The following is a 15,719-nucleotide window of genomic DNA, read 5'->3' as shown; positions in this document are numbered from 1 at the left end:
CAGTAAAACTTAGTGTCCGAAAATTCGCTACACATCTTCCTTTTAGAATAAACCTTCGATCTATTAGTATTCATCAGCTGAATGCGTTACCGCACTTACACCTTGAACCTATCTACCTTATCGTCTATAAGGGATCTTATTTCCTTGAAGGAATGGGATATCTCATCTTGAGGGGGGCTTCACGCTTAGATGCCTTCAGCGTTTATCCCGTCCAGACTTGGCTACTCAGCTATGCCGTTGGTCGACAGCTGATACACCAGTGGTCCGTCCACCCCGGTCCTCTCGTACTAGGGGCAGCTCCTCTCAAATATCCTACGCCCGCGCCGGATAGGGACCGAACTGTCTCACGACGTTCTGAACCCAGCTCGCGTACCGCTTTAATGGGCGAACAGCCCAACCCTTGGGACCTGCTACAGCCCCAGGATGCGATGAGCCGACATCGAGGTGCCAAACCACTCCGTCGATGTGAACTCTTGGGAGTGATAAGCCTGTTATCCCCAGGGTAGCTTTTATCCGTTGAGCGATGGCAATCCCACTTTATACCACCGGATCACTAAGTCCTACTTTCGTACCTGCTCCACCCGTCGGTGTCGCAGTCAAGCTCCCTTCTGCCTTTGCACTCTTCAAATGGTTTCCGACCATTCTGAGGGAACCTTTGAGCGCCTCCGATACCCTTTCGGAGGCGACCGCCCCAGTCAAACTCCCCGCCTGGCATTGTCCCACCACCGGTTCACGGCGGCTGGTTAGAAATCCAATACTACAAGGGTGGTATCCCAACAGTGACTCATATGAAACTGGCGTCCCATAATCTTAGTCTCCCACCTATCCTGTACATGCAGTACCGAATCCCAGTACCAAACTGGAGTAAAGCTCCATGGGGTCTTTCCGTCCTGGCGCGGGTAACCAGCATCTTCACTGGTACTTCAATTTCACCGGATGCATTGTCGAGACAGTGCTCAAATCATTACGCCTTTCGTGCGGGTCGGAACTTACCCGACAAGGAATTTCGCTACCTTAGGACCGTTATAGTTACGGCCGCCGTTTACTGGGGCTTAAATTCAAAGCTTCGCTTGCGCTAACCTCTCCTCTTAACCTTCCAGCACCGGGCAGGCGTCAGCCCATATACATCACCTTACGGTTTCGCATAGACCTGTGTTTTTGCTAAACAGTTGCTTGAGCCTATTCTCTGCGGCCTACATAAGTAGGCACCCCTTCTCCCGAAGTTACGGGGTCATTTTGCCGAATTCCTTAACAATGCTTCTTCCGTCGGCCTTAGGATTCTCTCCTCATCCACCTGTGTCGGTTTACGGTACGGGTACAATAAATACAATAGCGGCTTTTCTCGGCACAGACTCTACTTACTTCTCTACTTTAATTTCGATACGCATCACGCTTTTGTGTTGATAGGCGGATTTGCCAACCTATCCACTCTTTCGCTTGCACCAGTCTTTCCATTCCTGGCTTAAGTTTTATCCATGCGTCCCCACAGTTCTGATTTATTGCAGTACAGGAATCTCAACCTGTTATCCATCGACTACGTCTTTCGACCTCGCCTTAGGCCCCGACTTACCCAGAGCAGATCAGCTTTACTCTGGAAACCTTAGATATTCGGCCTGAAGGATTCTCACCTTCATCTCGCTACTCATTCCGGCATTCTCTCTTCTTGTTCCTCCACTGCTCTTTACAGTACAGCTTCGTCGTACGCAAGAATGCTCCTCTACCAATTAACTGAAGTTAATTCCTAAGCTTCGGTGTTGTGTTTTAGCCCCGGACATTTTCGGCGCAGGACCTCTCGACTAGTGAGCTGTTACGCACTCTTTGAATGTATGGCTGCTTCTGAGCCAACATCCTAGTTGTCTATGAAATCCCACATCCTTTACCACTTAACACACACTTTGGGACCTTAGCTGTAGGTCTGGGCTGTTTCCCTTTTGACTATCCAACTTATCTCGTATAGTCTGACTCCCGTACATCGGCTATCTGGCATTCGGAGTTTGATATCTCTTGGTAAGCTTTGACGCCCCCTTAAGAATTCAGTGCTCTACCTCCAGTAGTCTAATACGAGGCTAGCCCTAAAGCTATTTCGAGGAGAACCAGCTATCTCCGGGTTCGATTGGAATTTCTCCGCTATCCACACCTCATGCCCACCCTTTTCAACGGATGTGGCTTCGGCCCTCCATTTCCTTTTACGGAAACTTCAGCCTGGACATGGATAGGTCACCCGGTTTCGGGTCTACAACCACTGACTAATCGCCCTTTTCAGACTTGGTATCCCTTCGGCTCCACACCTTTGGTGCTTAACCTTGCCAGTAATCGTAACTCGCCGGACCGTTCTACAAAAAGTACGCCGTTCCTCATATAAAGAGGTTCGGCAGCTTGTAAACACAGGGTTTCAGGTTCTCTTTCACTCCCCTCCCGGGGTTCTTTTCACCTTTCCTTCACAGTACTATGCGCTATCGGTCACTAAGAAGTATTTAGGGTTACGGGGTGGTCCCCGCGCCTTCAGACAAGGTTTCTCGTGTCTCGTCCTACTCTGGATACTACCATGTCACTTTCGTTTTCGCTTACGAGGCTTTCACTCTCTTTGGCTGGCTTTCCCAAAACCATTCTGCTAACAATCGTGAATCAATTATGTAGTCCGAACCCCGAAATGCACGCATCTCGGTTTGCCCTCTTTCCATTTCGCTCGCCGCTACTTTGGAAATCGATTTTTCTTTCTCTTCCTCCGGCTACTTAGATGTTTCAGTTCACCGGGTTCCCGGCCTAACGTTATGTGTTGGCGTTAGGTCAACTGGAGTCTTTCCAGTTAGGTTTCCCCATTCAGATATCTCTGGATCATTGCTTATTTGCAGCTCCCCAAAGCTTTTCGCAGCTTATCACGTCTTTCATCGGCTCTTAGTGCCAAGGCATCCACCCTGCGCTCTTGATTGTTTAATCTCTCAAAATATGTAGCTTGATATTTTTTTCAAAATCGTTCAATAAGAACTTGTTTGGTTTGTTAATTCTCGGATGTCTTGATATTTAAGATTATCTTAAAATCATTTATCTCTACTGTATGAAGTTTTCAAGTTGCTATTTTGATCAAAAGCTTTCGCTTTCAACCATTTGAAAGTTTAACTTTGTTAAGCTCTCAAATGATCGCCGCTTTTAGCGGTGATTTTTATATATGAAAGCAAGTTTCCTTGCTGTTTTAGCAAACCCGGCAGCCACCTGCTTTCCCATGCCGTCTCCAGCATAGTATCATCGGCCGATTAGGTCTTAACCATCGTGTTCGGGATGTTAACGGGTGTTACCCCTAACCGCATCGCCACCGGAAATCATTATTTATCAGGTTGATACCTGAACAGTGAAACAAATCTCTACTTTTTCCTTAGAAAGGAGGTGATCCAGCCGCACCTTCCGATACGGCTACCTTGTTACGACTTCACCCCAGTTATCGAGCCTGCCTTCGGCTGCTCCCTCCTTACGGTTGGGTCACAGACTTCGGGCATTCCCAACTCCCATGGTGTGACGGGCGGTGTGTACAAGACCCGGGAACGTATTCACCGCGACATTCTGATTCGCGATTACTAGCGATTCCAGCTTCATGTAGTCGAGTTGCAGACTACAATCCGAACTGAGACGTTATTTTTGAGATTTGCTCATGGTCACCCAATTGCTTCCCTTTGTTTACGCCATTGTAGCACGTGTGTAGCCCAAATCATAAGGGGCATGATGATTTGACGTCATCCCCACCTTCCTCCCGGTTCACCCGGGCAGTCTCTCTAGAGTGCCCATCCTAAATGCTGGCTACTAAAGATAAGGGTTGCGCTCGTTGCGGGACTTAACCCAACATCTCACGACACGAGCTGACGACAACCATGCACCACCTGTCACCGATGCTCCGAAGAGAGAGCACATTACATGCTTTGTCATCGGGATGTCAAGATTTGGTAAGGTTCTTCGCGTTGCTTCGAATTAAACCACATGCTCCACCGCTTGTGCGGGTCCCCGTCAATTCCTTTGAGTTTCATTCTTGCGAACGTACTCCCCAGGTGGAATACTTATTGCGTTAGCTGCGGCACCGACTCCCTATGGAAGCCAACACCTAGTATTCATCGTTTACGGCGTGGACTACCAGGGTATCTAATCCTGTTTGCTCCCCACGCTTTCGAGCCTCAGCGTCAGTAATCGTCCAGTAAGCCGCCTTCGCCACTGGTGTTCCTCCTAATATCTACGCATTTCACCGCTACACTAGGAATTCCACTTACCCCTCCGACACTCTAGTTCTACAGTTTCCAATGCAATACCGGAGTTGAGCCCCGGGCTTTCACATCAGACTTGTAAAACCGCCTACGCTCCCTTTACACCCAGTAAATCCGGATAACGCTTGCACCATACGTATTACCGCGGCTGCTGGCACGTATTTAGCCGGTGCTTCTTAGTCAGGTACCGTCATTATCTTCCCTGCTGATAGAGCTTTACATACCGAAATACTTCTTCGCTCACGCGGCGTCGCTGCATCAGGCTTTCGCCCATTGTGCAATATTCCCCACTGCTGCCTCCCGTAGGAGTTTGGGCCGTGTCTCAGTCCCAATGTGGCCGGTCACCCTCTCAGGTCGGCTACTGATCGTCGCCTTGGTGGGCCGTTACCTCACCAACTAGCTAATCAGACGCGGGTCCATCTTATACCGAAAAACTTTTCACACCACTTCATGCGAAGCTGTGCGCTTATGCGGTATTAGCAGTCGTTTCCAACTGTTATCCCCCTGTACAAGGTAGGTTACCCACGCGTTACTCACCCGTCCGCCACTCAGTCAACAAATCGTCACCCCGAAGGGATCGTAATAAGCTGCTTCGTTCGACTTGCATGTGTTAAGCACGCCGCCAGCGTTCATCCTGAGCCAGGATCAAACTCTCATGTTAGACGCATAGTTCCATCGAAGATGGGACTGTGCTAGTAGCAAGCTTGCTTGTTACATTTAAAAAGTTTAATTCCGAATCAGTATAAAACTGACTTGTTTACTAATAAAGGTTTTTGTTTCGTCTTAGAAACTAAATGAATTTCAAGGATACATGTTTAAAAAACTTGTATTAATTCAAGGTTTGTTTCACTGTTCAGTTATCAATCTTCGCTTTGTTGTTGCCCTCAGCAGCAACTCGTTTATATTATCACGATGCTGTGTTTTTGTCAACAACTTTTTGATTTATTTTTTAAATCATTTCTTTTAGAAAACTCAGTGTTTTCTAAGTGTGCCGCTCTCAGCGGAACGAATAGTATAATAGCAAAGGATTTCACTAAAGTCAACACGTTTTTACAAAAAAATTATTGTCTTTATTTTCCGATAATTTTAGCAATTATATTGTTCTCATAGACGAAATACAATAGCTGGTCTTTTTCGGCGTTTTCTATTACAAACTGCCCTACGGCAGAGGCAGGAAAACAGCTAGCAATATACATCAGTAACCATATTGCCAACATACCCTCTAGTAGGCCTGCAACTACACCAAGGAGGCGATTCACATCTCTTATTCCTGGAACTAAGCCTATGCCCTTGATGATCTTATCTATTATATATATAACAAGTATGCCTATAAGCACTGCGATTATTGTGGCTATACCATTTATGGCAGCATCGGTAAGTTCTTCAGCTATAAATCTAATGGTGGCGTCTATTGAATTCTGTACACTCTCTGTTATTTCATCTTTAATTGAAGATGGCACCATAGACATGACTGCCTCTTCACCTGTGCCTGCTTCCTGCTCTTCTGAGGCCGTATATCGCTCTGTAAGATGGGATACAATACCTTCTTGGATTGTATATGGCACCTGAGTAGATGTAGATATATAATTATCAATAAAATTGCTGCCGTAGTTTACAAAGCATATCAAGAACACCCATGCTATGATTCCGAATATGATTCTCAGCATGCCTCTTCTTGCTCCACGTATAATGCAGAACAATAATATTAAAGCCGTGATAATTAATAAATAGTTTATTTCCATTTAGCTTCCTACTTGATATATATTTCTTCTGTTTTACTATCCTCTATTAAATAGTATCTCTTAGATGTAGTTCCTGGAATAACACCATAGACTTTATCTTCAAATGTACAATTGAACTTTTTGAAGCCCTGTAGGTTATATATACTAATCTCGTTTTCATTACTTATATAGATTTCATTATTATCTAAAATAGTAATATTATCGTAGCTACTTTCTATTTCTTTTGAAATAAGTCTAAATCCATACAAATTATATACGTTCAGTTCGTTTTCAATTTCGCCATTATCTGTTGCTGTCTCGCAAATATATCCAAAATGACTATCATTATAGAAAACACTCTTCATCTGCTGGTCAACTGTAATTTCTTTTGCAACAGTGGCACGAAGATTATTGTTGAAAATGATTATCTTTGAATCACCAAAGGCAATAGCCTTATCATTTTTCATATACTCTACTTTTGGAATCAACGCGCCAATATAGTTGTATGAAGCAACTATATTATCCTCTTCTTCTTTACCTGCGCTAGTAAAATCATAGAATACTAACTCAGTGTCTAATTCACCATTATTTACATTTATGATAGAAAGCAAAAGCCTTGTAGCATCTGAAGAAAGAGCCATAGACACCGGATAGCCTCTGTTTTCAGGATGAATTTCACCTGACACAAGGACCGAACCATCCCTATCATACATTTGTATATAGCTGGTAGTTCCTTCTTGAAGCAATATTGCTACCGTTCCTTTATCTGCCACTCTTGCTTCTATAACAGGCGTAGTTGTCGAAATAGTATTGATATACCCTTTTGACGAGAATACATCTACTTCTGTTCCTTTTTTATCAAATACGACAATATAATCCCCGCAAAAATCAATGTTGGGGTTTGTCATATCGTATGTGTAGTTCCAGATTAATGTACCGTCAAAGGTGGTATAGAATATGCCATCAGCACTGTACTTAATTAAATTATTATTAAAGCTGCGATAATTGCTCTCGCTAGAATCTTGTCTCTCCCAGGTCTTTTCAACTTCATAATCATCATATGTGGTGATGATTCGTATAACAAATATGGATATAACAATAAATATCAGTAATAAGATGATAAACAAATAGCGTTTTTTAGGAGGCCTATAGTCATCATCTACACGTCTTGCTACAACAGGCTCCTTTTCATCTGTTTCCTCTTCATTGTTTTTTTCTGGTAACTTTATAATCTTAAATTCTTCCATATTTCTCGCTTCTTACTATTTTTTAAAAAGAAAAGGGCTGCATAAACAGCCCAACTTTCTTTAATAAACAAATATTGCTATCTGATATGGCGCCATTGAAAATCCTATTGAGTACTCTCTACCATCACATTCTTCATGAATTGGTGTGCAAGTCTCAGGAATTATTCCGCCTTCGCCTCCAAATTCCTTGTTTTCACTATCAAGCAATAACTTACATCGTTTATTTTCCGGAACACCTACTCGATAATCTTCGTATTTCATAGGTGTCATATTAATTACAAACAACAGATTATTCTTTCCGTTCTTTGCCTTACGAATAAAGCTAAAGATACTGCGATAGCTATCGTTGGCATTTATCCATTCAAAACCAGCCCACGAAACGTCCTGCTCATACATCGCAGGGTATTGTCTGTATATATGTAGCAGTTCTTTGAACATGCGGGCTACATGTCTGTGATTTGGATTATCTAATACATACCAATCAAGCTCTCTGGCCTCACTCCATTCTGTTCCCTGAGCGAATTCCTGACCCATAAATAAAAGCTTTTTGCCTGGATGTCCCATCATGAAGGCGTATCCTGCCATCAAGTTTTTATATTTATCAACCTCTAATCCAGGCATCTTTGCAAGCATAGAGCCCTTCAAATGAACAACCTCATCATGGCTAAGCACAAGAATGTATCTTTCTGCTTCATTGTAGCTCATCGCAAAGGTCATTTTGTTGTGATTATCTTTTCTGAAATAAGGATCCAACTTCATGTAATCGATGAAATCATGCATCCATCCCATATTCCATTTGTAGGAGAAATTTAAACCTCCGTTTTCAACATCTCCTGTAATCTTTGGCCAAGCTGTAGATTCCTCAGCAATCATAATAGCACCAGGGTTTCTGCCCCTTATCAAAGTGTTGATATGCTTAAAGAACTCTATTGCCTCGAGGTTTTCATTTCCACCATGCTCATTAGGAATCCACTGACCTGGCTTCTTGCCATAATCAAGATACAGCATTGATGCAACGGCATCTACTCTAAGACCGTCTATATGATAATGTTCAACCCACTGTAGAGCACTACCAATTAGGAAGTTTTTAACCTCTGGTTTTCCATAATTGAAAATTTTTGTTCCCCAATCCGGATGTTCTCCTTTTTTAGGGTCTGGATATTCATATAAAGGTCTTCCATCGAAATCAGCAAGACCATGAGCATCTTTTGGGAAATGGGCTGGAACCCAATCCAAAATTACACCTATTCCGTTTTTGTGCAAATAATTGATAAGGTACATGAAATCGTCAGGTGTTCCATAACGTGATGTAGGCGCATAGTAGCCTGTTACCTGATATCCCCATGAACCATCAAATGGATATTCTGCAATACCCATTAATTCAACATGAGTGTATCCCATGTCGAGAACATATTCTGTAAGACTATGAGCAAATTCTTTGTAGCTATAAAAGCCATCGTTTTCTGGTCTTGGATGGCGCTTCCATGAGCCCGGATGAACTTCATAGATTGCAAGTGGCTGTTCCCAAAAATTCTTGGCTGCCTTACGTTGTTTCATCCAAGCATTATCAGTCCATTTGAACTTTGTGTTGTCGTATATTCGAGATGCTGTGCCAGGGCGTACTTCAGCGTATGTAGCATATGGATCCGCCTTATAAAGCTTTGTTCCATCCTCTGTATAAATAAGATATTTGTACAGTTGCCCTTCCTTTACATTTGGAATAAATGTCTCGAATATTCCTTGACTTTCTGGCTCAACTCGCTGCATATAATTGCGAGTCTCATCCCAATCGTTAAACTCTCCAATAACCGCTACTCTACTGGCGTGTGGTGCCCACACGTCAAAGTAGTATCCAGACTCTTTGCCTTGCTTTCCCCTGTGTGCTCCGAGCTTTTTGTAAATGTCATAATGTGTGCCTTGCCCGAATAAATAGGCATCCAAATCTGTAAAATTGCTCATAAACTATCCCCTTTGTTAATTATTTATTTGTCGAAATCCTTCTCTTTTAAGATGATATTACCGTTCTTATCGTACTTAGGCTTATTGAAGAATCCACCTTTTGTAGATTTTTCAATTGCATCATCCATTATTTCAGCAACTTCTTTGATAGTTGTTACATGATCATAACGTCCGATAAGATTGATTCTATTGTAAAGTGCAAGAATTCCCATATCATCTATAGTGCATTCTGCTTCAAGAGCGTATGTCTTTGCAAATGATACCAATTCATCTATTGAGAATACAGGAATAACAATCTTTTCTGTAAATCTCTTGGCAAATGAACTGTCCTTGATAAGAGCTTTATCAATACCCTTTTTGCTATCTTCGATAATAATGATTGTTCCTGATTTATCGTTTTGCATAAGAAGAGACAATGTAACTGCTGTCTCCTTTGAGATTCCACCAGCTGACTCAATAATTAAACATCCGCCTTGGATTTTGCTATAAAGCTTTTGAATATCTTTTTCGTTAAGCTTTTCTCCTGAAATCTTTCCGATTCCACCCTTTGGATATCCAGTCTTTTTCTGTAAAACCTTGATGATGCTAGTTGCCATCTGTGTTTTACCTGAGCCTGGCTCACCAACGATAACAATACTTCCGCCATTTGCGTTTGGCTTATCAAGATATGATGCTGCCCCCTCGATTACACGAGTGATATTGGCCTTCATTCCATTGATTGGGAGGAAGTATGAGAAGATATCAAGATCTTCATCGTCAACCTTAATAGATGACTGCTGCTTTGGCTCTGCAACTGGAGGATTAACTTCAGCTACAGGAATTTCAGCTTCTTGAATCTGTACCTTTTCAATCTGTACGGGCTCTGGCTGTATTAATTCTGGCTGTATCTGATCAACCTCTTCAAACTGTGATTCTGTAGCAACTGGCTCTTCAGCAAATAAATCTTCTGGAAGAATAATAGGAGGTAGATCAATATCATCGATATTGATAGTTGGTTCCTCTATTGTTTCTTCTGTAATATCCTCTTCAGGTTGTTCTACTGTCTCTTCAATTGGAGTTTCTACCTCTGCATCTTCTACAGGCTCCTGGATAAATTCATCGCCAAGCCCCTCTATTATTTCTGCAACGGGCTCCATATCAGGCATAACTATAGCTGGTTCCTCTGTGACCTTTGCTACAGGTTCTTCCTTATAAGTCTCTGCTGGAGCTGGGATTTGTGTATCCACTCCACTAAGTCTATCTATTTCTTTTTGTAAAAGGCTATTTACATCAGCAATCATCTGGGATGCTTCTTTGAAATCCACGTCTTCTGTCTCCTCAGTGTCATTTTCATTTAGCGTTGGAGGCTGCCAACTTGGTGTTGCCTCCTTTAACTCCCCTGCTGCATGCATAATAGCACTTGGTACTGCAGCTGCTGCTCCTGCAAGTGCCGCTTCCTCAGCCGATACAACCGGAATATCAATCATGCCTGTTTGTAATCCATCTGTAGAAAGCATTGGGATGGTAAATCCCGCGTGTGTTTCTGTATATTTTGGCTGCTGATCTTGCCCAGTGTCGTCAGGAACAGATTCCCCTTCTTCTAGCTGAACCTCTTTTTCTTCTGTAGGTTCTGCGGCGCCTAGGTATTCCTCCTTGAGAAGCTCCTGAGAAGACATGCCAGCATCAAGCTTTGACATAACTCCTTCTAATCGGTTCAAGACGTTGTTTGCCTCGCGAAGGGCTTTCGCTCTAGCACTTTCAAGCTCCTTGCTCTTGGCATCTTCCATAGCCGCCTCTGCTGCACGCTTTGTCTTTTCCCACTCTGCAAGGACATCCTCTATGGTCATCTGACCTTCGATTTGTTCCTCAGATTCAGTGCTCTCATCCGCAAGCTTTAGGCTCATTTGGCCATCAAAGCCTTCCTCTAGGTACTGCTGGAATGTGTCGTTTATTGAGAAATCCTCTGGTTCTTCTACAACTTCTTCCTCTGTAACTTGAAGATAAGGTATTTCTTCAACGAGATTCTTGATAGCACCGATGTTTTCTGAAACCTCGCCAGTATCAGTCGCTTTCATGATTTCGTCTATATTCTTTTTAATTTCCGCCTGAAGGTTGATTGTATCAAAACGCTCTGGCCCTTCTGGAAGCTGAATATTTTTGATATTTGGAACAATACTGCTTGAATCAGCAACTGTCTGTGGAGTAATTTCTGTGATGCCGTCTTTCTTCTGCTGCAAGCTACGATATTTATCCTCTTGGGACTTATCAAGAGGCTGATAAAGCATTTTTAATTCCAACGCTCTTTCAACTACTGGACCATCACCAAACCAAAGAATGATTTCGTCACAAAGTGCTATACATTTATCACCCTGATTTGTCTTGTGATAAAGATAGGCAAGCTCGTATGCCCACTCCTCTATAAAATCATTTTCCTTGAGCTGCTCAAGAATCTTGATAAGAGTGGCATTATCTGCTCCCTTTGCAACACTAATATTGTACTTGAGGATATATTTTAGACTATCGTGTGGAGCTATCTGTACAAATTCGTTGTAGTATTCCTGGGCTACATCTATCTCTTTAAGTTTAAGAGAAATCATGCAAAGCTTGTACAGAATCATCCTTCCGATAGGAGAACGCTCATGTGCAACTAATAATAAATCCCTTGCTTCTTCGATTCTACCAGCCGCTTCGTAGGATTCACTTCCTGAAATCAGATCATTGATATTGTGAACCTTTCGCCAATTGATAGTATCTGCAACGGACATTGCATCTGTAAATTTGTTTTTTTCGATGAGATTTTTCATCTCTTCAATTCGAGTACGATATTCCATTTTTTCCACAGAATTATTCTCCAAATTACATACTTATAGTTATTAAAATATTATCATAGCTTGTCATTAAAATCAAAAAACCAGGACTAAAAATCCTGGTTTTTCTAAATTCATTATTTCTTTTTGTTTTTCCCGAAAATAGGAGATTTCTTTTCTTCTTTAACCTCTTTTTCAGCATGCTGTAGAAGAATATTTTTTTCTAAATCGATATATTCCATCTTTTCGTATTCGATTGTTTGCTCCGGTAGATTCCTTCTTTTTACAAGGTAACTTGCTACTCGTCCAATTATGTAGTAAATAATTGCCACAATTGGTACAGCTACAATCATTCCTCCAAAGCCAAAGAAGCCTGCACCTACAACTACTGCAAATACTACCCAGAATGAAGATATACCTGTTGAATCTCCAAGGATCTTTGGCCCAATAAGGTTTCCATCAACCTGCTGCAAAATCAAGATGAAGATGAGGAAGTATATTCCCTTCATTGGCTCCGTAAGGAAGATGATGATGACTGTAGGAACAGCACCGATGTATGGACCAAAAACTGGAACAATATTTGTAACACCAACAATTACAGATACTAATACAGGATATGGCATCTTCATAATTAAGCATGCAATATAGCAGATCACACCAATGATTATTGAATCAATAATTTTACCAATAATAAATCCGTAAAAGATATCTGCTGATTTACGTGTTATTTCAAGGGTGATATTTGCATACTTTGGAGACATTAATCCACATATAAGTTTCTTTGCCTGCGCTTTAAATGTTTCCTTTGAGAGCAATACATACACTGAAACAAACATTCCAATGATTATGTTTACTATAAACTTTCCAACTGTAAGAACACTACTGGTTATAAGAGACATCATATCTGTCTCATCATAATCAATGTACTGATCTACAAAAGACAAACCCTGGTTTACCAAATCGCCAATATTGTTATCCTTGGCCTTCATAAGAGTTTCTTCGTACTGGCCTTTTGTAATTACATTGCACCAGTCCAAAACGCCTGCAATCTGCTCTTCAATATGCTTTGCAAGATAGATGATTGTGCTAATTAGGTTTGGCACTATGGCGTTTATAATAAAGATTACTACTCCAGCCAATACTACTAAAGAGAGTATTGATGACAAAGTTCTATTTGCTTTCCTTGCCCCCAGCTCTGTTTTACAAAACCTATTGAACAACCTGCTAAAGCGCTTTTCGAAGAACTCCATTATTGGATTCATCAAAAAAGCCATTATAAAGCCGATTAAAATAGGTTGAATAACAGTATTCACATGATTAATAGCTGCAGACACACTACGGCTATTTCTCAGCAAAAAGTAGAAGATTATTACAATGAAAGCTGCAATAACATAGCTAAATAGCCTTTTTCTGAGAGCCTTTTGTTCGATTTTTGCCTCTTCGTCTGTCATAAACACCCTCCCTAAGAGCTTATTCTTACTGTCTATTGTAATTGATCAAGCATCCTTTAAGAATAATTTCTCTTTCATCGTCTGTAAGTTCTCCAAGAGTAAGATCAAATTCTTTTAATCCTTCCTCTTTTACAACATACGCCTTAATTGTTTCAGCTTTGTTAACGACTGCATCTTTAATTCCTGGAATAAAGAGATAATCCAAATTCTTAAATGGTAACTCGCCTTCCTTGATTACAAATGGAAGCATTCCCCAGTTGATAAGATTTGAACGGTAGCGCTTTGTTGCATATTCATTTGCAATATTTGCCCAGCCGCCAAGAACCTTCTGGCAAGATGCTGCCTGCTCTCTTGCAGAGCCATCACCAGGCTTTACAGCAAAAATTGTGCTACCTACGCCAAAGTTGCTGTGGTTAACATCTGGATATGATTCTTTTACTTTATGTACGATTGTCTTTAACTCTGGAACAGCTTCCCCTGCACACTCTCCAGCTTCAAGAGCCTTCTGAGCTTTCTGGATATTTTTAGCTCTTCCTACGTACTCAGGGTCCTTTCTAGAGAGAGTAAATTCTGCCAATCCAAGAGGATTAGAGCGGTAAGAAGATGTCTCTCCAGATGGAATTAATTCATCTGTAGTGGTAACAGGGTCATGAATCTCTGATACAACCTGTAAGAATAGATTCTCAGGAAGTGGACTCATCTTTGGCCAATCCTTGATGTTTGGTCCAAAGTGGATTTCTGTATCTGGCTCTGCTACGCCCTTAGAATCGAATACGCGGTTTGCATAAATTCTGCCATCGAAATGATATTTTGGCTTTGTAAAGTCTACATCAATATCTGTTGCTGCTGTAAGATATCCCTTATTAGCTGCTGTTGCTGCAATAGAGCGAGCATCCATAAGAGCAACTGATGCAATTTGACCATTCTGAAGCTTTGAACCCTCACGGTTAGGGAAGTTTCTAGTAGAATGACGAATTGAGAAGCCATTGTTAGATGGTGTATCTCCCGCACCAAAGCATGGTCCGCAGAATGCTGTCTTAACGATAGCACCTGTGCTCATAAGATCTGCTACAGCGCCATTCTTAACAAGCTCCATGTATATAGGTGTAGATGCTGGGTAAACAGATAATGTGAACTCATCTGGTCCAATGCTTGTACCACGTAGGATATCTGCTGCGTCGCAAATATTTTCGAATCCGCCACCAGCACATCCTGCAATGATACCCTGATCTACATATAATTTTCCGTTTCGAACTTTATCTTTAAGAGAAAACTCAACCTGACCATCAAGAGATACCTTTGCACGCTTCTCGCAATCATCAAGGATATCCATAAGGTTTGCATTTAATTCTTCGATTGTGTATGTGTTGCTTGGATGGAATGGCATAGCAATCATTGGCTTGATTTCATCAAGATTGATTTCAATCATTCCATCGTAATATGCTACCTGGCCAGGATTAAGTTCCTTGAACTCCTCCTTACGACCATGAATTTCATAGAACTCCTCTGTAGCTTTATCTGTTGTCCAGATAGAGCTAAGACAAGTTGTTTCTGTAGTCATAACGTCTACGCCAATTCTGAAGTCCATAGAAAGATTTGCAACGCCTGGGCCTACAAACTCCATAACTTTATTCTTAACGTAGCCTTTATCGAACACTTCACCGATGATAGCAAGAGCAACGTCCTGTGGACCAACGCCCTTTCGTGGTGTTCCTGTCATGTATACACCAATAACGCCTGGCATAGCGATGTCATATGTCTGATTAAGAAGCTGTTTTACAAGCTCTGGACCACCTTCACCCATTGCCATAGTTCCAAGTGCTCCGTATCTTGTGTGGGAATCTGAACCAAGAAGCATCTTTCCGCCTCCTGCCATCATCTCACGAGCGAACTGGTGAATAACAGCCTGATGTGGTGGAACGTAGATTCCGCCGTATTTTTTTGCACATGTGAGACCAAACATGTGGTCATCTTCGTTGATAGTACCACCTACTGCGCATAGTGAATTGTGGCAGTTTGTAAGGCAGTATGGGATTGGGAATTTTTCAAGGCCTGAAGCCCTTGCAGTCTGAATAATACCTACATATGTGATGTCGTGACTGATTAACTTATCAAACTTAATCTGTAGGTGCTGCATGTTTCCAGAAGTATTATGGCTGGACAAAATACCATATGCCATTGTTTCCTGGTGTGCCTGGTCTTTAGTTACATCCTTACCTGTTGCGGCTTTGATTGCGCTGAGAGCCTCTGGGCTATCCTCTACAATTTGGTTGCCGTTTACAAGGTAAACTCCATTGTTGTAAAGCTTCAT

6 protein-coding genes and 3 rRNA genes are annotated in these 15,719 nt (G+C 41.8%); all 9 read right to left on the bottom strand.

The genetic code is table 11. The features are described 5' to 3' along the window. Positions 1-43: 43 nt before the first annotated feature. Positions 44-2,937, bottom strand: a 23S ribosomal RNA gene (locus BO15_RS0103865). A 260-nt stretch (positions 2,938-3,197) separates the two neighbouring features. Next, positions 3,198-3,315, bottom strand: a 5S ribosomal RNA gene (gene rrf / locus BO15_RS0103860). A 59-nt stretch (positions 3,316-3,374) separates the two neighbouring features. Further along, positions 3,375-4,905: ribosomal RNA gene (locus tag BO15_RS0103855) — 16S ribosomal RNA — on the bottom strand. Together the 16S, 23S and 5S rRNA genes form the textbook arrangement of a ribosomal RNA operon. 409 nt (positions 4,906-5,314) lie before the next feature. Continuing rightward, entirely contained in the window at positions 5,315-5,986 is a 672-nt protein-coding gene (locus BO15_RS0103850) for a CvpA family protein (protein WP_033152587.1), read from the bottom strand. Between the two features lie 8 nt (positions 5,987-5,994). Next, the gene (locus tag BO15_RS0103845; RefSeq protein ID WP_033152585.1) at positions 5,995-7,212 is read right to left on the bottom strand and encodes a DUF5711 family protein; all 1,218 of its coding nucleotides are present in this window, start codon (positions 7,210-7,212) and stop codon (positions 5,995-5,997) included. Between the two features lie 60 nt (positions 7,213-7,272). Further along, on the bottom strand, positions 7,273-9,171 hold the full coding sequence (gene glgB, locus BO15_RS0103840; protein ID WP_033152583.1) for a 1,4-alpha-glucan branching protein GlgB: 1,899 nt from the start codon (positions 9,169-9,171) through the stop codon (positions 7,273-7,275). A 23-nt stretch (positions 9,172-9,194) separates the two neighbouring features. Continuing rightward, complete coding sequence (locus BO15_RS0103835; RefSeq protein ID WP_033152581.1) at positions 9,195-11,990, bottom strand: tetratricopeptide repeat protein; 2,796 nt, start codon at positions 11,988-11,990, stop codon at positions 9,195-9,197. 104 nt (positions 11,991-12,094) lie between these two features. After that, entirely contained in the window at positions 12,095-13,408 is a 1,314-nt protein-coding gene (locus BO15_RS0103830) for an AI-2E family transporter (RefSeq protein ID WP_052169756.1), read from the bottom strand. A 25-nt stretch (positions 13,409-13,433) separates the two neighbouring features. After that, the gene (locus tag BO15_RS0103825; RefSeq protein ID WP_033152579.1) at positions 13,434-15,719 is read right to left on the bottom strand and encodes a hydratase; all 2,286 of its coding nucleotides are present in this window, start codon (positions 15,717-15,719) and stop codon (positions 13,434-13,436) included.

It is taken from the genome of Pseudobutyrivibrio ruminis HUN009 (genome assembly GCF_000703005.1).
Lineage (GTDB): Bacteria > Bacillota > Clostridia > Lachnospirales > Lachnospiraceae > Pseudobutyrivibrio > Pseudobutyrivibrio ruminis_A.
Note: the sequence above shows the minus strand (reverse complement) of the source record. Positions and strands in the feature narration are given on the sequence as shown.